The following is an 18,657-nucleotide window of genomic DNA, read 5'->3' as shown; positions in this document are numbered from 1 at the left end:
TGCGCGGCCTCCGCGATCCAGGTCTCGATGTCGTCCGGCGGCACGTCCATCAGCCGCAGCGCGCCCTGCATCACGTCGTGGAAGACCGGGCCGGAGACCGAGCCGCCGTAGTAGCCGCGGCGGCCCGGGTCGGGCTCGCTGACCACCACCACCATCGAGAAGCGCGGGTGCTCGACCGGGACCACGCCCGCGAACACCGAAACGTAGCGGCGCGAGTAGCCACCGCCGCTGGCCATGCGCGAGGTGCCGGTCTTGCCGGCGACGTGGTAGCCGAGGATCGCCGCGGTGGTCGCGGTGCCGCCCGGTTCGGTCACGGTCTGCATCATGCGCATCACTTCGCCCGCGATCTCCGGGTCGAGCACCTGGCGCGGCTCGTTGCGCTGGCCCTTGACGAAGGTCGGCGCGATCATGCGCCCGCCGTTGGCGAAGGCGGCGTAGACCTCGGCGATCTGCAGCGGCGTCGCCGACATGCCGTAGCCGTAGGACATGGTCTGCTTGGTGGTGCCGTACCACGCGTCCACCGGCGGCAGCACGCCGGCGGACTCGCCGGGGAAGCCGCTGCCCGGCTCCACCCCGAAGCCGAAGCGGCGCACGAAGTCGTAGTACTGCCGGTCGGGCAGCATGTGCGCGATCTTGGCGGCGCCGACGTTGGAGCTCTTGGTGATCACCCCGGTGACGCTGAGCACGCCGTGGTTGCGCGTGTCGGTGGTGGTGAAGCGGCCGTTCGGCATCCAGCCCGGGTTGGTGTCGATCAGCGTGTCCGGCGTGACCACCCCGGCCGAGAGCGCCGCGGCGATGGTCACCGGCTTCATGGTCGAGCCGGGCTCGATCACGTCGGTGACCGCGCGGTTGCGGCGCGCCTCGCGGTGGCTGCCGTCCACCGCGTTCGGGTTGTACGAGGGCACGTTGGCCATCGCCAGCACCTCGCCGGTGGCCACGTCCAGCACCACCGCGGAGGCGCTGCTCGCCCCGGTCTCCGCCACCGCGCGCTTGAGCTCGCGGTAGGTGAGGTACTGGATGCGGCGGTCGATCGACAGGGTGAGGTCGTGGCCGGGCTGCGCCGGGCGCACCAGGTCCACGTTCTCGACGATGCGGCCGCGGCGGTCGCGGATCACCTTCTTGGCGCCGGGCTCGCCGCGCAGCCAGTCGTCGAACGCGAGCTCGATGCCTTCCTGGCCGCGGTCGTCGACGTTGGTGAAGCCGAGCACGTGCGCCAGCGCCTCGCCCTGCGGGTAGAAGCGCCGGAACTCACGCTGCGAGAACACGCCGGGAATGTCGAGCGCCAGGATCTCGCGCGCCTGGTCCGGATTCATGCGCCGGCGCAGGTACATGAACTCCTTGTCGCTGCGCTGCCCCAGCTTGCGGGTCAGCTCGTCGGCGGGCACGCCGAGCGCGGCGGCGAGTTCGGGCAGCCGGTCCGGGTGCTTGAGCAGCTCCTGCGGGTTGCCCCAGATCGACTCGACCGGCGACGACACCGCCAGCGGCTCGCCGTTGCGGTCGGTGATCATGCCGCGCGAGGTCGGGATCGGGATCTCGCGCAGGAAGCGGGCATCGCCCTGCTGGCGATAGAAGTCGTTGTCGATCAGCTGCAGGTCGACCGCGCGGCCGACCAGCGCGAGCGAGCACAGCCCGAGCGCGCCGCCGACCAGGGCCAGCCGCCCGCGCAGGTTGAAGCGGCCGCGCGGGCGCGGCGGGCGCGCCTCGCGCGCCGCCTTGCCGGCGCCGCGCTGCCTGCCGTTGCCGGGACGCACGCTCATGGCCGCACCACCACGATGTCGCGGGTTTCCGGGAAGCGCATGCCGAGGCGGTTGCGCGCGACCTGGTCGATGCGGTTGCTCTCCGCCCAGGTCGCCTGCTCCAGCTGCAGGCGGCCGAATTCGATGTTGAGCTCGTCGCGCGCCTTCTCCAGCTTGCTGAGCTCGATGAACAGCTGGCGGTGCTCGTGGCGCGCGAACACCACCGCGATCGCGCTGAGCACGTTCGCCACCACCAGCAGCCCGAGCACGACGCGCAGCATCATGCCGCCACCCCCGCCAGGCGCTCGGCCACGCGCAGCACCGCGCTGCGCGCACGCGGGTTGCCCGCCAGCTCGCGTTCGCCGGCCTTGCGCGCGCCGCCGATGGCGCGCAGCGTCGGCACGAAGGCTTCGGGTTCGGGCCGGCGCCGGTCCGTGGGCGGCGCCTTGGCGCGCGCGGCGATGAACTGCTTGACGATGCGGTCCTCGAGCGAATGGAAGCTGATCACCACCAGCCGACCGCCGGCCTTCAGGCGTTCCATCGCGGCGACGAGCCCGGCCTCGAGGTCGGCCAGCTCGCGGTTGATGAAGATGCGGATGCCCTGGAAGCTGCGCGTCGCCGGATGGATGCGGTTGCGGTCGCTGCCGGTCTTGCCACGCGGCATCGCCGCGGCGATCACCTCGGCGAGCTGCGCGGTGCGCTCGATCGGCGCCTGCGCCCGCGCCGCCACGATGGCGCGCGCGATCCGCCGCGACTGGCGCTCCTCGCCGTAGCGCCAGAGCACGTCCGCGATCTCCTGTTCGTCGGCGCGCGCCAGCCACTGCGCCGCGCTTTCGCCGGCGTCCGGGTCCATGCGCATGTCCAGCGGCCCATCCTTGCCGAACGAGAAGCCGCGCTCGGCGACGTCGAGCTGGGGGGAGGACACGCCGAGGTCGAGCAGCACGCCGTCGAGCCCGCCGGCGGTCGCGTCCCAGGCAGCGAGGTCGGCGAAGCTGCCGCGGCGGATGGCCACGCGCGGGTCGCCGCCGAACTCCCGTTCGGCCGTCGCGATCGCTTCGGGATCCTTGTCCATCAGCAGCAGCCGCCCTCCGGGCCCGAGTTCCTGCAGCACGCCGCGGGCATGGCCGCCGCGTCCGAACGTCCCGTCCAGGTACGTTCCGTCCGATCGCACCGCGAGCCCTTCCATGACCTCGTCGTACAACACCGGAAGGTGGCCCGCGCGGGGCGCCGCCCCGTGGCCACCCGCCGTCATAGCTGCAGGTCGAGCAGCCCGTCGCCCAGGTCGGCATCGCTGAGCGTCTGCCGGATCCGCGCGTGGTGGGCCTGCTCGCTCCACAGTTCGAACTTGTCGCCCATGCCCAGCAGCACCGCCTTCTTCTCCAGCCCGCAGGCCGCGCGTTGCGTGGCGGGGATGGAGATGCGGCCGTTGCCGTCGGGTTCGACGAAGGCGGCCGCGCCGACCAGCTTCAGCTGCAGCAGCCGGCTGTTGCTGCGCGTGCGCGGCAGGGCATTGACCTGGTCGCGCACGGTTTCCCACACGGCGTGGGGATACAGGTACAGGCAGCCGGCCTCGAACGGGTTGTAGGTGAACACCAGCCGGTTCCCGGACTCGCGCGCGACGACCTCCCGGTAGCTGGTCGGGATCGCCAGCCGGCCCTTGTCGTCGATGGTGATGGCGGTCTCGCCCTGGAACATGCCTGCCCTGTGCCCCCGTCTGAGGCGGGTTTGCGACCTCGGAAAACCACTAATTTCCCGGTTTTCCCACGAGTCGCCACCTTAGGAGTGCCCCCCAAGGTTGTCAACAACTTTCAGCGGGGATTTTCGCTAGGCAGGTCAATGACTTGCGTGAAACTTCAGAGACTTGTTAAAGGTTTATCCACAAGCTGCTGTTTCGTCTCAAAATTTGAGATCAAGCCCTCGTGAAGGGGTCGTTCAGGCGGGCGCGACCGGCTGCCGGCATTCAGCTTGCTGCACCGCAGCAGAACTGTGGGAGCGCGCCTTGCGCGCGATCGGCGGCACATCGCGCGCAAGGCGCGCTCCCACGGGTACCATGTTCCGCGGCGGAGTCGGCCAGGCAGTCGCGGTGTCCATCTGTCCTTCGGGGCAGGCGGGCATCGAGGAAAGTCCGGGCTCCACAGGGCACGGTGCCAGGTAACGCCTGGGCGGCGCGAGCCGACGGAAAGTGCAACAGAAAGATACCGCCGAACGGCCCTTCGGGGCGCGTGGCAAGGGTGAAATGGTGCGGTAAGGGCGCACCGCGAGCCTGGCAACAGGCCGGCACGGCAAACCCCACCGGGAGCAAGGCCAAATAGGGACCCCACGACGTTGCCCGCGTCAGGTCCGGGTAGGCTGCTCGAGCGTAGCGGTGACGCTGCGCCCAGAGGAATGACTGTCCACGACAGAACCCGGCTTACAGGCCGGCTCCGCCGCTTTCTTCAAGTATTTTTAGCCACAGATTCCACAGATGAAAAAAGGATTTGTTCGCGGGAGCCCAGGTTTCCCCGCGAAATCCGCTTGCCGCGTGGCTGATCCTTTTCAATCTGTGAAATCTGTGGCTAAAGCTATTTGTCCTCGAAGCCGTAAAGGGCCTTGCGGGGGGCGCCGGTGAGTTCGGCGGCGAGTTTGGCGGCGGTGGAGGGGGGGAGGTGTTCGCCGAGGCGGGCGTAGAGGCGGCGGCCTTCGACGATGCGGGCTTCGGTGTCGTCGCCGACGCCCTGCACGAGCACGACGAATTCGCCCTTGCGCTGGTCGGGGTCGCCGGCGACGCGCTCGGCGAGTTCGCCGAGGCTGCCGTCGAGGACGGTCTCGAACAGCTTGGTGAGTTCGCGCGCGAGCACCGCGGGACGCGCGGCGCCGAAGGCATCGCGCAGGTCGGCCAGGGTGTCGGCGATGCGGTGCGAGGACTCGTAGAACGCCAGCGTGCGCGGCTCGGAAGCGAGCAGCGCCAGGCGCTCGCGGCGGGCACCGGCCTTCGCCGGCAGGAAGCCCTCGAACGCGATGCGGTCGCTGGGCAGCCCGGCCACGCTGAGCGCGGCGACGAACGCGCAGGGACCGGGCACCGGGCTGACCCGGACCCCCGCGGCGCGCGCGGCGCGCACCAGGCGGAAGCCCGGATCGCTCACCAGCGGCGTGCCGGCGTCGGACACCAGCGCCAGCGATTCGCCGCCCTGCAGGCGCGCGACCAGGCGCGCCGCCACGTCCGCTTCGTTGTGCTCGTGCAACGCCAGCAGCGGCGTGTCGAGCCCGAAGTGCGACAGCAGCTGGCGCGTGCGCCGAGTGTCCTCGGCGCAGATCGCGGCCACGCCGCGCAAGGTCTCCAGCGCCCGCGGCGACAGGTCGCCGAGGTTGCCGATCGGCGTGGCGACCACGTGCAGGGTGCCGCTGTGACTGGCGGTCGTCATCCGTTCTCCACCGCGCGTCGTTCCGCGCACGGGTAGAATCCTAACCGGTCCACCAGGGAGCCCCGGCCCCCATGCCGCACCGCAACCGCGCCATCGCGCCGATCTTCGCCACGCTGTGCCTGCTGGTCCTGCTGGCCGGCTGCACCACCACGGTAGTGCGCGCGCCGGCACCGGTGGCCACGCCGCAGGCGCTGCCGGAGGCGCCGCCGCCGACCGACCACTGGAGCTTCGACGCCAGCGCGCTGCCGCCGGCTGAACGCGACGGCTACCGACCGCCGGCGAACGTGGCGGTGTTGCTGCCGCTGTCCGGCAACCTGTCGCGCGCCGCGCAACCGGTGCGCGACGGCCTGCTCGCGGCCTACTACGCCGAGTCGCGGCGTCGCCCCGAACTGACCTTCTACGACACCGTGGGAACGCCCGCCGGTGCGCTGGCCGCCTACCAGGAAGCGGTCGCCGCCGGCGCCGATTTCGTGATCGGCCCGCTCGGGCGCGACGAGGTCGGCGCACTGTTCTCGCATGGCGACGTGCCGGTGCCGGTGCTGGCGCTCAACCGGGCGACCACGCCGCCGGTACGCGGTGCCGCCAGCTTCGCACTGGCGCCGGAGGACGACGGCATCGCCGCCGCCGAGTACCTGCTCGCGCGCAACGCGCGCCGCGTGCTGGTGCTGGCCGGGCCCGACGACAGCATGCGCCGTGCCGCCGCGGCCTTCGGCGAACACCTGCGTGCGCATGGCGGCGAGGTGGCGGCGGAGATCGTGGTGGCGACGCCGGAATCCGACATCTCGGCCTCGCTGGCGGCGGTCGTCGCGTCCGGTGCCGCGCAGCCGCCGGTGGACGCCGTGTTCATGGCGCTGGCGGCCCGACGCATCCGCGGCGTGTTGCCGCAACTGGAGGCCGTCGGCCTGGGCAACCGCCCGCGCGTGGCGACCTCGCAACTGGCCTCGGCCAATCCCGCCGAGGCGTCGCGCCTGGACTACACCGCCGAGCACGCGCTCGACGGCATCGCTTTCCCGACCGAGGCCTGGGGCGTGCTCAGCGTGCCCGGCCTGCCGTCGGCCGACAGCGCCGCGGAGATGCTGCCCACCGCGCGCGGGCCGGCTGCGCGCCTGTTCGCGTTCGGCCACGATGCCTGGCTGGTCACCGCCTACCTCGAGCGCCTCGCCACCGACCCCGCGGCCAGCGTTCCCGGCGCCACCGGTCGCCTGCGCGTGGACGCGCAGGGCAACGTGCTGCGCTCGCCGGCGTGGTCCACCTGGAGCGGCGCGACGGTGGTGCCGCTGGCGAATGCCGGCGGCTGAAGCCGCGCTCGACCGCCGCGCGCGCGGCTTCGCGGTCGAGGCCGCGGCGCGCGACCACCTGCTGGCCGCGGGGCTGCGTCCGCTGGCCGGCAACGTCGGCTTCCGCAGCGGCGAACTCGACCTGGTGATGCTGGACCGCGACCGCCTCGGCGAGGTGCTCGTGTTCGTCGAGGTCCGCTACCGCGCCGATGCCGGCTTCGGCGGCGGCGCCGCCTCCGTGGACGCGTCCAAGCGGCGCAAGCTGGTGCGGGCGGCGACGCTGTTCCTGCACCGCAACGGGCTGCACGACATGCCCTGCCGCTTCGACGTGGTCGAGGGCGACGGCGATCCGGCGCGACCGCGGCTGCGCTGGATCCGCGACGCGTTCCGCGCCGACGACTGACGACGCCATGGCCTTCAGCGACGCCTTCGACCACGCAATGCAGGCGCTGCTCGGCGACGGCTGGGTACGCGATGCGGGCCGGCTGGCGCGCTACGGCGACGAGTACCGCCGCGAAACACGCCTGCCCGACGCGGTCGCGATCCCGGCCGACCGCGACCAGGTGCGCGCGCTGGTGCGCGCCTGCCGCGAGCACCGCGTGCCGCTGGTCGCGCGCGGCGCCGGTACCAACACCACCGGCGCGACCGTGCCGGCGAGCGGCAGCGTGGTGGTGTCGTTCGAGCGCATGGACCGGATCCTCGCGATCCGCCCGGACGACCGCTGCGCCGTGGTCGAGCCCGGCGTGGTCAACGGCGTGCTGCAGGACGCCCTGCGCGCGCACGGCCTGTTCTGGCCGCCCGATCCGACCAGCGCCGACACCTGCACCGTCGGCGGCAACCTCGCCTGCAACGCCGGCGGGCCGCGCGCCGTGAAGTACGGCGCCACCCGCGACAACGTGCTCGCGCTCACCGCGGTCACCGGCGCCGGCGAGCTCGTCGGCTTCGGCAGCGCCACCACCAAGGGCGCCACCGGCTACGACCTGCAGCGCCTGCTGGTCGGCAGCGAAGGCACGCTCGCGCTGATCGTCGAGGCGACGCTGAAGCTGGCGCCGCTGCCGCGCGACCGCCAGGTGCTGCGCGCGACCTACCGCGACGTGGGCAGCGCCGCCGCGGCGGTGGCGCGCCTGATGGCGCAACCGGTGGTGCCGTCCATGCTCGAGTTCATGGACGGCGAATGCGTGCGACTCGCCCGCGAGGTGGGCGGCGCCGAGCTGCCGGCCGAAGCCGGCGCGCTTCTGATGATCGAGGCCGACGGCGATCCCGACGCCCTGCCCGCGGCCCTGGTCGCGCTCGGCGAGGCCGCGACCGTGGACGGCCTGCTCGACATCGAGACCGGCGGCAGCGCGGCCGCGCGCGAGCGGCTGTGGTCCGCGCGCAAGGCGCTGTCGCCGTCGCTGCGCACGATCGCCGCCGGCAAGATCAACGAGGACGTGGTGGTGCCGGTGTCGCGGATCCCGGCACTGGTGGCCGGGGTGCAGGCCATCTCGCGCGACTGCGGGGTCCTGGTCGTCACCTTCGGGCATGCCGGCAACGGCAACCTGCACGTCAACATCCTGTTCGACCCGGACGACCCGTCCCGGGCGCGGGCGGCCAGGACCGCCCTGCCCCGCGTGTTCGCGCTTGCGCTGGAGCTTGGCGGGACCCTGTCCGGCGAGCACGGGATCGGCCTGGCCAAGCGCGACTTCATGGCCCGGGCCCTGGACGCGGGCACGCTCGAGCTGATGCGCGGGGTCAAGCGGCTGTTCGATCCCGACGACATCCTCAACCCGGGCAAGCTGCTACCCTGACGCCGCGGACCCCCGGGAGGACGCGCCATGGCCGCACCCCTGACTGCATGCCTGCGTTTCCTCGCCTGCCTGCTGCTGGCCATCGCCTGCACGCAGGCACGCGCCGACGACACGGTGAAGGTGCTGTTCGTCGGCAACAGCCTCACCTACGCCAACAACCTGCCGCGCCTGGTGCGGGCGATTGCCGCGTCGCAGGAAACCGGCCCGCGGATCGCCACCACCACCTTCGCGATCCCCGGTGCGGAACTGGATGAGCTGTGGGACGCGGGGCATGCCGCGACTGCCCTGCGCGAAGGCGACTTCGACGTCGTCGTGCTGCAGGAGCGCGGCGGCCTGCTGCGCTGCATGGCGATGCACCGCGGCGAGCCCGAGTGCCGGCGCAGCGAGCGCGCGCATCGCGACTTCGTGGCGCTGGCCGACGCGCGCGGCGCGCGCGTGCTGCTGCTGGTGGCATGGCCGCCGATGAAGCCGGCCACCCTGCGCGACCCGCGCCGCCGCAAGGCACTGAAGGAAGGCACCCTCCGCGCCTACACCCTGCTGGCCGGCCGCCTGGGCAGTGCCGGCGGCGCGGAGGTCGGGCTGGTGCGCGCGGCGCCGCTGCTGGTCGAGCTCGCGGCCGGGCGCGACCCCGAACAGGTGCTCGGGGACGCCGTGCACCCCACGGTGCTCGCCTCGCTGGCGATGGCCGCCCAGTTGTACGAGGCGGTCGCGGCCCGCCCGCCGCAGGCGCGCAAGCTCGTGCTCGACTTCCCGCTGCTCCCCTCCAACGCCGCGGTGCACGCGGACGCGCCGCTGGAGACGCAGCCGCAACTGGCCGGCGACGGGCAGCGGGTCGAAGTCGCGGCCGAGGCGCTGGCGCCGTTGTTCGCCGCCGCGCGCGGCGGCTAGCCGCCGTTGCCGAAGTGCTCGTGGCCGGCGCGCGCCGGCTGCCAGGTCGTGCCGTCCGCGAGCCGGGCGGACACGCCGCCGCCGGCGACCATGCCGCCGATGCGCGTCGCGCGCACGCCGACGCGAGCCAGCGCGGCGGCGATCGCATCGCGCGCCTCGGGCGACGCGGTGAAGCACAACTCGTAGTCGTCGCCGCCGGTCGCCTGCAGGGCCGTGCGGCGTTCGCCGTCGAAGGCGGCGAGCAGCGCCGGCGAGGCCGGCAGCGCCTCCAGCGCGATCTCCGCGCCCAGGCCGCTCGCGGCGCAGACGTGGCCGAGATCCGCCAGCAGGCCGTCGGAGACGTCGATGGCGGCATGGGCTAGTCCGGCAAGGGCCCGCCCCGCTTCCACCCGCGGGCTCGGCCGGTCCAGGCGCGCGCGCAGGGCCGGATCGTGCGCGCCGCCGGCACGCCACTGGACCAGCGCCGCGGCGGCATCGCCGAGCGTGCCGGTGACCCACGCGTCATCGCCGGCGCGCGCGCCATCGCGGCGCAGGGCCGCGCCCGGCGCGACCCAGCCGTGCACGGTGACGCACACCGACAGCGGTCCGCGGGTGGTGTCGCCGCCCACCAGCGCGACGCCGTGCGCGTCGGCGAGCGCGAGGAAGCCGTCGAGGAAGGCGTCGAGCCAGTCCGCGTCGGCAGCGGGAAGCGACAGCGACAGGCTCGCCCACGCCGGCGTCGCGCCCATCGCGGCCAGGTCCGACAGGTTCACCGCCAGCGCCTTCCAGCCGATGTCGGCGGCCAGCGTGCCGTCGGGGAAATGCACGCCGGCGTTGAGCGTGTCGGTGGCGACCGCGAGCAGCATGCCCGCTGGCGGTTGCAGCAGCGCGGCGTCGTCGCCGATGCCCAGGACCACGTCGCCGCGGCCCGTGGCGCGGCGGCGGATGCGGTCGATGAGGGTGAATTCCATGCCGAAGGGTCGCGGCGCCAGCGCCGCTCCTACAGGCCCTTTTCCACGGCGCGCCAGGCGGCGGCGGCGTGGTCGAGCACGCCGTTGACGTAGGTGTGGCCGTGTTCGGACCCGAAGCGCTTGGTGCCGTCGATGGCCTCGTTGATCACGACCCGGTACGGGATGTCCAGGCGGTGGCGCAGCTCGTAGGCGGCGATGCGCAGCGCGGCACGCTCGATCTGGTCCACCTGCGCGATGCCGCGGTCGACGAACTCGTCCAGCGCGGCGTCGAGCTCCGCGTGGTGGCGGAGCACGCCGCGCACCAGGTCCTCGAAATACTCCAGGTCGGCGGTCTCGCGCGCCTGCTCGTGCGCGAACTGGGCGATCACCTGCTGCGCGCTGCCGCCGGCCATCTGCCAGGCGTACACCGCCTGCAGCGCGCGCCGGCGGGCGCGCGAGCGCGCGACCTTGTCGACGCCGTCGCGGGACTGCCGCCTCATGCCGGCGCTCCCGGCAGCCGCGACAGCAGCTCCGCCATCTCGAGCGCCACCTGGGCCGCTTCCTCGCCCTTGTTGCCGTGGCTGCCGCCGGCGCGCTTCTCGGCGTCGGCGTGCTGCTCGACCGCGAGCACGCCGTTGCACACCGGCACGCCGGTCTCGAGCGCGACCTTCATCAGCCCTTCCGCGCAGCCGTCGGCGACCTGCTCGTAGTGCCGGGTGTCGCCGCGCACCACGCAACCGAGCGCGACCAGCGCCGCGTACTCGCCGCTCGCGGCCAGGTGCAGCGCCGCCTGCGGCAGTTCCCAGGCCCCCGGCACGCGGACCACGTCCAGCGCGTCGGCCTCGACGCCGTGGTCGGCGAAGGCCTTGCGCGCGCCGGTCACCAGCGCGTCGGTGATGCGCGGGTTCCAGCGGCTGGCGAGGATGGCGAAGCGGGCGCCGGCGGGGGCGCGCAGGTCGCCTTCGTAATGCGGCATGGCAGTGGAGCTCCCGGACGGCCCGCCAGTTTACAGGGGAAGGTGCTCCACCACCTCGAGGCCGTAGCCGGCGAGGCCGACCTGGCGCCGCGGGGTGCCGAGCACGCGCAGCTTGCCGAGGCCGAGGTCGGCCAGGATCTGCGAGCCGGCGCCGTTGCGCCGCCATTCGACCAGCGCGCCGCGCCGCGACGCGGCGGCGTCGGCGGCGTGCTCCGCCTGTGGCTGGCGGATGCGCTCCAGCAGCGCCTCGGGGCCGTCGGGACCGGGCGCGTCGAGTAGCACGAGGACCCCGCGACCCTCCTGCGCGAGCCGCGCCAGCACGTCGCCCACCGCCGGGCCGAAATCGGACCGCCGCCAGCGCAGCGCGTCGGCCAGCGGGTTGCGCACCTGCACCCGCACCAGCGTCGGGGTCGCGGCCTCGGGCTCGCCACGCACCAGCGCGAAGTGCAGCGCATGGTTGAGCCGGTCGCGGTAGGTCACCAGTTCGAACCCGCCGTGCTCGGTCTCGATCGCGCGCGCGTCCACGCGCTCGACGGTGTGCTCGTTCTCCAGCCGGTAGCGGATCAGGTCCTCGATCGAGCCGAGCTTGAGCCCGTGCTCGCGCGCGAACACCTCGAGCTCCGGGCGCCGCGCCATGGTGCCGTCGGGATTGAGGATCTCGACCAGCACGCCGGCCGGCTCCATGCCCGCGAGCAGCGCCAGGTCGCTGGCGGCCTCGGTGTGCCCGGCGCGGTTCAGCACCCCGCCCGGCTGCGCCTGCAGCGGGAAGATGTGGCCCGGCTGCGACAGGTCGGCGGGGGATGCGTCGGGGCGCACCGCGGTGCGCACGGTGTGCGCGCGGTCGTAGGCGCTGATGCCGGTGGTGACGCCCTCGGCGGCCTCGATCGAGACGGTGAAGTTGGTGCCGTGCGGCGAGGTGTTGTCGCGCACCATCGGCGGCAGGCCGAGCTGGCGGCAGCGTTCGCGGGTCAGCGACAGGCACACCAGGCCGCGCGCGTGCGTGACCATGAAGTTGATGTCCTGCGGCCGCACCAGTTCCGCGGCCATGATCAGGTCGCCCTCGTTCTCGCGGTCCTCGTCGTCCACGATCACGACCATGCGGCCAGCGCGGATCTCCTCGATCAGTTCCGGCACCGGCGCGAAGCTCATCGCGGCACCCCCGCCGACAGCAGCCGCTCGACGTAGCGCGCGATCATGTCCACCTCCAGGTTGACCGGGTCGCCGACCCGGGTGGCCGCGAACGCGGTGTTCGCGACGGTATGCGGGACCAGCGCGACCTCGAAGCCGGCGTCGTCCACCGCGTTGACGGTCAGGCTGGTGCCGTCCACGCAGATCGAGCCCTTGGCCGCGACGTAGCGCAGCAGCGGCGCCGGCGCGGCGAAGCGCCAGCGCTGGGCGCGCGCGTCCGGTTCCACCGAGAGCACCTCACCGACGCCGTCGACATGGCCGCTGACGAGGTGGCCGCCGAGCCGGTCCTCCGCGCGCAATGCGCGCTCGAGGTTGAGCGGCGCGCCTTCCGGCAACCGGCCGAGCGTGGTCAGCGCCAGCGTCTCGTTGGAAGCGTCCGCCTCGAACGCAGCGGAGTCGAAGTCGACCACGGTCAGGCACACGCCGTTGACCGCGATGCTCTCGCCGAGCGCGACGTCGCCGGTCGGCAGCCCGCCGAACGCGATCCGCAGCCTCGCATCACCGCCGCGCGCCTCGCGCGCCTCGAGGCGGCCGACCGCCTGCACCAGTCCGGTGAACATCGGCGGTTACCCGTTGCCCTTGGGCCGCAGCAGCACCCGCACGTCCTCGCCGATGCGGCGGGTCTCGAGGATCTCCAGCGCCAGCCGGTCGGTCATCTCGTCGATGTGCAGGCCGTCGAACAGCGGGCGGGCGCGCGCGCCGAGCATCACCGGCGCCACGTACAGCAGCAGCTCGTCGACCAGGCCCTGCGCCAGGAAGGCACCGGCCAGGGTCGCGCCGGCCTCGACCTGGACCTCGTTGATGCCGCGCCCGGCCAGCAGTTCCAGCACCGCCCTGAGGTCGAAGCGGCCGCCGACGACCGGCACGTGGGCGTGCTCGGCGTCGAGCGCGCGCGGCGGCTTCACGTCGGCGGCGTGCAGGTACAGCGTCGGCGCGTCGCCCTGGCGGATGTGCCCGCGCGCGACCGTGGCCAGGCCCGGGTCGAGCACCACCCGCAGCGGCGGCACGAACGGGGTGTCGTCGTCGAAACGCACGGTCAGGTGCGGGTCGTCCACCAGCACGGTGCCGGCGCCGGTGAGCAGCGCGCCGGCGCGCGCGCGCCAGTGGTGCACGTCGCGGCGCGCGGCCTCGCCGCTGATCCATTTGGAGTCGCCCGAGGCGAGCGCGCTGCGCCCGTCGAGGCTGGTGGCGAGCTTGATCCGCAGCCACGGCCGGCCGCGCTCGATGCGCGACAGGAAGCCGCGGTTGAGCGCGCGCGCCTGCGCTTCCATCAGCCCGCCCTCGACCGCGATCCCGGCCTCGCGCAGCTTCGCGTAGCCGCTGCCGGAGACCTTGGGGTTCGGATCCTGCATGGCGCCGACCACGCGCGCGACGCCGGCCGCGACCAGCGCCTCGGCGCAGGGGCCGGTCTTGCCGGTATGCGAGCACGGTTCGAGGGTGACGTAGGCGGTGGCGCCCTTCGCCCGCTCGCGCGCGCCCTCGAGCGCGAACACCTCGGCGTGCGGACCGCCGGCGCGCTCGTGGTAGCCCTCGCCCACCACCTCGCCGTCGCGCACGATCACGCAGCCGACCATCGGGTTGGGGCGCGTGGTGTAGGCGCCACGCTCGGCCAGGCGCAGCGCGCGCGCCATCATCGCGTGGTCGAGGGCGGAAAAGCCGCTGCCCGTGGCGTCGGATGCGTGGGTGTGGGTGGGGGAATCTGGCATCAACGCTTCTTTTTCTCTGCGTGCCTGTCGATGGGGACGACCTCGGCGCCGAGCAGCGGCAGCTGGCCCTCGCCCGGCAGGTCGTGCTCGAGCCGGTCGAGCTCCTCGCGGAAGTCGGCCACGTCCTCGAACGCGCGGTACACCGAGGCGAAGCGCACGTAGCCGACGTGGTCGAGCTTGCGCAGTTCGGCCATCACGAACTCGCCGACCCGGCGCGAGGCGATCTCGCGCTCGGTGGTCATCCGCAGCTGGTGCACCACCGCGCGCACCGCGGCCTCGATCTGCTCCTCGGACACCGGCCGCTTCTGCAGCGCGCGGTCGAAACCCTGGCGCAGCTTGCGCGCGTCGAACTGGTCGCGGCGGCCGTCGCTCTTGATGATCGCCGGCAGCTTCAGCTCGATCGTCTCCAGGGTGCTGAAGCGCTCGCCGCAGGCCTCGCACTCGCGCCGCCGGCGGATGGTCGCCCCGTCCTCGCTGACCCGCGAGTCGATGACCCGGGTGTCGGCGTGCTGGCAGAAGGGGCAGTGCATCGGGCGGCGCCTGCGGTCCGGGTCAGCCGTAGACCGGGAACTTGCGGCACTGCGCGGTGACCGCTTCCCGCACCTTCGCGATCACGTTGCCGTCGTTCGGGTTGTCGAGCACGTCGCAGAGCCAGTTGGCGAGCTCGACGCAGTCCGCTTCCTTGTAGCCGCGGGTGGTGACCGCCGGGGTACCGATGCGCAGGCCGGATGTGACGAACGGCTTCTGCGGGTCGTTGGGCACCGCGTTCTTGTTGACGGTGATGTGGGCCTTCCCGAGGGCCGCTTCCGCGTCCTTGCCGGTGATGTTCTTGCCGATCATGTCCACCAGCATCAGGTGGTTCTCGGTGCCGCCGGAGACGATCTTGTAACCACGGTCGATGATGGTCCTGGCCATCGCCTGCGCGTTCTTCACCACCTGCTGCTGGTAGGCCTTGAACTCCGGCTCGAGGGCTTCCTTGAAGGCCACCGCCTTGGCCGCGATCACGTGCATCAGCGGGCCGCCCTGGATGCCGGGGAAGACGATGGACTGCAGCTTCTTGGTGATCTCCTCGGCCTTGTCGCCCATCGCCGCGTTGCCGGCGACGATGATCCCGCCGCGCGGCCCGCGCAGGGTCTTGTGGGTGGTCGAGGTCACGACGTGCGCGTGCGGCACCGGGTTCGGGTACACGCCGGCGGCGACCAGGCCGGCGACGTGGGCCATGTCCACGAACAGGACCGCGCCGACCTTGTCGGCGATGGCGCGGAAGCGCACCCAGTCCACCACCTGCGAGTAGGCGGAGAAGCCGGCCACGACCATCTTCGGCTTGTGTTCGACGGCCAGGCGCTCGACCTCGTCGTAGTTGATCAGGCCTTCGTCGTCCACGCCGTACTGCACCGCGTTGAACAGCTTGCCGCTGATGTTGACCTTGGCGCCGTGGGTCAGGTGGCCGCCGTGCGCCAGCGACATGCCGAGGATGGTGTCGCCCGGCTGCAGCAGCGCCAGGTACACCGCCTGGTTGGCCTGCGAGCCCGAATGCGGCTGCACGTTCGCGTAGTCGGCGCCGAACAGTTCCTTGACCCGGTCGATGGCGAGCCGCTCGGCCACGTCCACGAACTCGCAGCCGCCGTAGTAGCGCTTGCCCGGGTAGCCCTCGGCGTACTTGTTGGTCAGCACGCTGCCCTGGGCCTCCATCACCCGCGGGCTGGCGTAGTTCTCGCTGGCGATCAGCTCGACGTGGTCCTCCTGGCGCTGGCGCTCGTCGGCGATGGCCTGGGCAAGTTCGGGATCGTAGCCTTCGATACGGGCATCGCGCGGGAACATCGGGGACTCCGGGCTGGGCGGCGGGGGAATGCCGCGATTGTAGCCCGCGGGGGTGTTCCGGGCCGGGGCGGACGGGGACAATGGACGGGTCGCGGCGCGAGCGCCGCTCCTACAGGGCGCGGTGGGCGGTGATTGCACGGGGCATCGGATTGGCCGGGGTAGTGGGCGCCGTGGCCTGGGGCATCGGCATGGCGCTGCCGCTGGTCGGCGCCGCGGTGGCGGCGATCGTGCTCGGCGTGCTGGTGCGGGCGCTGTTCGCGCCGGGCCCGGCCTTCGACCCGGGCATCCGCTTTACCGGCCGCAAGCTCCTGCAGTGGTCCATCGTCGGGCTGGGCTTGGGGCTCGACCTGGGCGAGGTCGCCCGCACCGGGCTGGAGTCGCTGGGGGTGATGCTGGGCACGCTGGCGGTGGCCTTCATCGCTGCCTGGGCACTCGGGCGGCTGCTGCGCGTTCCCGGCAAGCTGACCATGCTGGTCGGCGTCGGCACCGCGATCTGCGGCGGCTCGGCGATCGCCGCGGTGGCGCCGATCATCCGCCCGCGCGACCACGAGACCGCGTTCGCGATCTCCACCATCTTCCTGTTCAACCTGGTGGCGGTGCTGGTGTTCCCGCCGCTGGGCCACTGGATGGGGCTGTCGGACGCCGGTTTCGGCCTGTGGGCCGGCACCGCGATCAACGACACCTCCTCGGTGGTGGCGGCCGGCTACGCCTACAGCCAGCCGGCCGGCGACTACGCCACCATCGTCAAGCTGACCCGCGCGACCATGATCGTGCCGGTGTGCCTGGCGATCGCGGCGCTGGTGGCCTGGCGCGGCGATGGAAACGCCGGCTCCGGCGCCGGCGCGGCCAGGCCCGGGCTGGCCAAGGTGTTCCCGTGGTTCGTGCTCTGGTTCCTGGCCGCCTCGGCGTTGCGGACCGCTGGCTGGGTGCCGGAAGCGCTGCTGGCGCCGCTGCACCGCGCGGCGGTGGCACTGATGGTGCTGGCGCTGGCGGCGATCGGGTTGTCGGCCGACCTGCGCCGCATGCGCGACGCGGGCGCGCGCCCGATCCTGCTCGGGCTGGGCGTCTGGGCGGCGGTGGCGGTGGGCAGCCTGGCCCTGCAGTTCGCCGGCGGACAGGCCTAGGCACGCCCGAAGCCTTATAATCGAGGCATCCCCGAATCCCTGGGCCCTGCCGTCGCGCAGGCGTCCCCGCTCGTCCGCACGGAGCTCCAATGTCGCAGTACATCTACACCATGAACGGCGTGTCCAAGACGGTCCCGCCGAAGCGCCAGATCATCAAGGACATCTCGCTGTCGTTCTTCCCGGGCGCCAAGATCGGCCTGCTCGGCCTCAACGGCGCCGGCAAGTCCACGGTGCTGCGGATCATGGCCGGCGTGGACACCGACTTCTCCGGCGAGGCGCGCCCGCAGCCGGGGATCAAGGTCGGCTACCTGGAGCAGGAGCCGAAGCTCGATCCGGAAATGACCGTGCGCGAAGCGGTCGAGGAAGGCGTCGGCGAAGTGCTGCAGGCGCAGAAGCGGCTGGACGAGGTCTACGCCGCCTACGCCGAGGAGGGCGCCGATTTCGACGCCCTCGCCAAGGAGCAGGAGCGGCTGGAGGCGATCCTCGCCGCCGGCGACGCGCACACCCTCGAGAACCAGCTCGAGGTCGCCGCCGACGCGCTGCGCCTGCCGCCGTGGGAGGCGAAGATCGGCAACCTGTCCGGCGGCGAGAAGCGCCGCGTGGCCCTGTGCCGCCTGCTGCTGCAGAAGCCGGACATGCTGCTGCTCGACGAGCCGACCAACCACCTGGACGCGGAATCGGTGGCGTGGCTGGAGCAGTTCCTGCAGCGCTACCCGGGCACCGTGGTCGCGGTGACCCATGACCGCTACTTCCTCGACAACGCCGCCGAGTGGATCCTCGAGCTGGACCGCGGCCGCGGCATCCCGTGGAAGGGCAACTACACCGAGTGGCTGGTGCAGAAGGAAGAGCGCCTCAAGCGCGAGGAGTCGCAGGAGAAGGCGCGCCAGAAGGCGATCCAGAAGGAACTCGAGTGGGCGCGGCAGAACGCGAAGGGCGGCCGCTCCAAGGGCAAGGCGCGCCTGGCCCGGATCGAGGAGCTGCAGAGCGTCGACTACCAGAAGCGCAACGAGACCAACGAGATCTTCATCCCGCCGGGCGAGCGCCTGGGCAACTCGGTGATCGAGTTCAAGGGCGTGTCGAAGTCGTTCGGCGACCGCATGCTGATCGACGACCTCAGCTTCATCGTGCCGCCGGGCGCGATCGTCGGCATCATCGGCCCGAACGGCGCCGGCAAGTCGACGCTGTTCAAGATGATCACCGGGCAGGAGAAGCCGGACAAGGGCGAGATCGCGATCGGGCCGACGGTCAAGCTGGCCTACGTGGACCAGAGCCGCGAGGCGCTGACCGGGAACCACAACGTGTTCCAGGAGGTGTCGGGCGGGCTCGACATCCTCAACATCAACGGCGTCGAGATCCAGTCGCGCGCGTACATCGGCCGCTTCAACTTCAAGGGCCAGGACCAGCAGAAGCTGGTCGGCACGCTGTCGGGCGGCGAGCGCGGCCGCCTGCACCTGGCCAAGACGCTGCTGCAGGGCGGCAACGTGCTGCTGCTCGACGAGCCGTCGAACGACCTCGACGTCGAGACGCTGCGCGCGCTCGAGGACGCGCTGCTGGAGTTCCCCGGCAACGCGTTCGTGATCTCCCACGACCGCTGGTTCCTGGACCGCATCGCCACCCACATCCTCGCCTTCGAGGGCGACTCGCACGTGGAGTTCTTCCAGGGCAACTACCGCGAGTACGAGGAAGACAAGAAGCGCCGCCTCGGCGACGACGCCGGCCCCCACCGCATCCGCTTCAAGGCCCTGAAGTAACCAACCTTTCTTTAGCCACAGATTTCACAGATTGAAAAGGATCAAGAGCTATAAGCCGACGCGACTTCAGGAT

General features: G+C 72.4%; 18 protein-coding genes, 1 other RNA gene and 1 pseudogene. 7 read left to right on the top strand and 13 right to left on the bottom strand.

Annotation, left to right across the window (positions count from 1 at the left end; translation table 11 throughout):
• Positions 1–2: 2 nt before the first annotated feature.
• The 4 genes and pseudogenes from E4F25_RS09865 to mraZ all read right to left on the bottom strand — a co-directional run.
• Positions 3–1,757: pseudogene (locus E4F25_RS09865) on the bottom strand (peptidoglycan D,D-transpeptidase FtsI family protein); the annotation flags it as partial.
• Positions 1,754–2,017, bottom strand: coding sequence for a cell division protein FtsL (ftsL, locus tag E4F25_RS09860; protein WP_140910413.1), 264 nt, complete (start codon positions 2,015–2,017; stop codon positions 1,754–1,756). The pseudogene E4F25_RS09865 and the gene ftsL, both read right to left, overlap by 4 nt.
• Positions 2,017–2,988, bottom strand: coding sequence for a 16S rRNA (cytosine(1402)-N(4))-methyltransferase RsmH (gene rsmH / locus E4F25_RS09855; protein ID WP_140909965.1), 972 nt, complete (start codon positions 2,986–2,988; stop codon positions 2,017–2,019). Before rsmH ends, ftsL begins: the two co-directional genes overlap by 1 nt.
• Positions 2,985–3,431 carry a division/cell wall cluster transcriptional repressor MraZ gene (mraZ, locus tag E4F25_RS09850; RefSeq protein WP_140909964.1) on the bottom strand — a complete coding sequence of 149 codons (447 nt, stop codon included), beginning with the start codon at positions 3,429–3,431 and terminating at the stop codon, positions 2,985–2,987. Before mraZ ends, rsmH begins: the two co-directional genes overlap by 4 nt.
• A gap of 367 nt (positions 3,432–3,798) precedes the next feature.
• Here mraZ and rnpB point away from each other — a divergent pair.
• An RNA gene (gene rnpB, locus E4F25_RS09845) (RNase P RNA component class A) lies at positions 3,799–4,165 on the top strand.
• Positions 4,166–4,297: 132 nt separating this feature from the next.
• Here rnpB and rsmI read toward each other — a convergent pair.
• On the bottom strand, positions 4,298–5,137 hold the full coding sequence (gene rsmI / locus E4F25_RS09840; protein WP_140909963.1) for a 16S rRNA (cytidine(1402)-2'-O)-methyltransferase: 840 nt from the start codon (positions 5,135–5,137) through the stop codon (positions 4,298–4,300).
• A gap of 71 nt (positions 5,138–5,208) precedes the next feature.
• Here rsmI and E4F25_RS09835 point away from each other — a divergent pair, with 71 nt between their 5' ends.
• The 4 genes from E4F25_RS09835 to E4F25_RS09820 are packed head-to-tail and all read left to right on the top strand — an operon-like array spanning position 5,209 to position 9,089.
• The gene (locus E4F25_RS09835) at positions 5,209–6,435 is read left to right on the top strand and encodes a penicillin-binding protein activator (protein ID WP_140909962.1); all 1,227 of its coding nucleotides are present in this window, start codon (positions 5,209–5,211) and stop codon (positions 6,433–6,435) included.
• A complete protein-coding gene (locus tag E4F25_RS09830) occupies positions 6,422–6,817 on the top strand; it encodes a YraN family protein (RefSeq protein ID WP_140909961.1) in 396 nt (131 codons plus the stop codon). Before E4F25_RS09835 ends, E4F25_RS09830 begins: the two co-directional genes overlap by 14 nt.
• Positions 6,818–6,824: 7 nt before the next feature.
• On the top strand, positions 6,825–8,201 hold the full coding sequence (locus E4F25_RS09825; RefSeq protein ID WP_140909960.1) for an FAD-binding oxidoreductase: 1,377 nt from the start codon (positions 6,825–6,827) through the stop codon (positions 8,199–8,201).
• A 27-nt stretch (positions 8,202–8,228) separates the two neighbouring features.
• The gene (locus E4F25_RS09820) at positions 8,229–9,089 is read left to right on the top strand and encodes an SGNH/GDSL hydrolase family protein (protein ID WP_140909959.1); all 861 of its coding nucleotides are present in this window, start codon (positions 8,229–8,231) and stop codon (positions 9,087–9,089) included.
• On the opposite strand, the gene thiL is transcribed toward E4F25_RS09820, so the two are convergent.
• The 8 genes from thiL to glyA are packed head-to-tail and all read right to left on the bottom strand — an operon-like array spanning position 9,086 to position 15,709.
• Entirely contained in the window at positions 9,086–10,039 is a 954-nt protein-coding gene (gene thiL / locus E4F25_RS09815; RefSeq protein ID WP_140909958.1) for a thiamine-phosphate kinase, read from the bottom strand. The two genes, E4F25_RS09820 and thiL, sit on opposite strands and share 4 nt — an antisense overlap.
• A 29-nt stretch (positions 10,040–10,068) precedes the next feature.
• Positions 10,069–10,518, bottom strand: coding sequence for a transcription antitermination factor NusB (gene nusB / locus E4F25_RS09810; protein ID WP_140909957.1), 450 nt, complete (start codon positions 10,516–10,518; stop codon positions 10,069–10,071).
• Positions 10,515–10,994, bottom strand: coding sequence for a 6,7-dimethyl-8-ribityllumazine synthase (ribH, locus tag E4F25_RS09805; protein WP_140909956.1), 480 nt, complete (start codon positions 10,992–10,994; stop codon positions 10,515–10,517). The genes nusB and ribH overlap by 4 nt, the downstream gene beginning before the upstream one ends.
• 30 nt (positions 10,995–11,024) lie before the next feature.
• Positions 11,025–12,143: a 3,4-dihydroxy-2-butanone-4-phosphate synthase gene (ribB, locus tag E4F25_RS09800; protein WP_140909955.1), complete on the bottom strand. Its 1,119-nt coding sequence runs from the start codon at positions 12,141–12,143 to the stop codon at positions 11,025–11,027.
• On the bottom strand, positions 12,140–12,742 hold the full coding sequence (locus E4F25_RS09795) for a riboflavin synthase (RefSeq protein ID WP_140909954.1): 603 nt from the start codon (positions 12,740–12,742) through the stop codon (positions 12,140–12,142). The genes ribB and E4F25_RS09795 overlap by 4 nt, the downstream gene beginning before the upstream one ends.
• 6 nt (positions 12,743–12,748) lie before the next feature.
• Entirely contained in the window at positions 12,749–13,888 is a 1,140-nt protein-coding gene (ribD, locus tag E4F25_RS09790) for a bifunctional diaminohydroxyphosphoribosylaminopyrimidine deaminase/5-amino-6-(5-phosphoribosylamino)uracil reductase RibD (RefSeq protein WP_140909953.1), read from the bottom strand.
• Positions 13,888–14,418, bottom strand: a complete 531-nt coding sequence (nrdR, locus tag E4F25_RS09785) for a transcriptional regulator NrdR (RefSeq protein ID WP_140909952.1) — start codon at positions 14,416–14,418, stop codon at positions 13,888–13,890. The genes ribD and nrdR overlap by 1 nt, the downstream gene beginning before the upstream one ends.
• Before the next feature lie 22 nt (positions 14,419–14,440).
• Positions 14,441–15,709, bottom strand: coding sequence for a serine hydroxymethyltransferase (gene glyA / locus E4F25_RS09780; protein ID WP_140909951.1), 1,269 nt, complete (start codon positions 15,707–15,709; stop codon positions 14,441–14,443).
• 149 nt (positions 15,710–15,858) lie between these two features.
• Here glyA and E4F25_RS09775 point away from each other — a divergent pair, with 149 nt between their 5' ends.
• Both E4F25_RS09775 and ettA read left to right on the top strand, forming a co-directional pair.
• The gene (locus E4F25_RS09775; RefSeq protein WP_342776930.1) at positions 15,859–16,833 is read left to right on the top strand and encodes a YeiH family protein; all 975 of its coding nucleotides are present in this window, start codon (positions 15,859–15,861) and stop codon (positions 16,831–16,833) included.
• 89 nt (positions 16,834–16,922) lie between these two features.
• Positions 16,923–18,584, top strand: coding sequence for an energy-dependent translational throttle protein EttA (ettA, locus tag E4F25_RS09770; protein WP_140909949.1), 1,662 nt, complete (start codon positions 16,923–16,925; stop codon positions 18,582–18,584).
• Positions 18,585–18,657 lie beyond the last annotated feature (73 nt).

Origin of the sequence: Cognatiluteimonas lumbrici, from assembly GCF_006476065.1 — a bacterium.
Taxonomy (GTDB): Bacteria; Pseudomonadota; Gammaproteobacteria; order Xanthomonadales; family Xanthomonadaceae; genus Cognatiluteimonas; species Cognatiluteimonas lumbrici.
The sequence above is the reverse complement of the archived record's forward strand: the minus strand, read 5'-3'. Positions and strand labels throughout refer to the sequence as shown.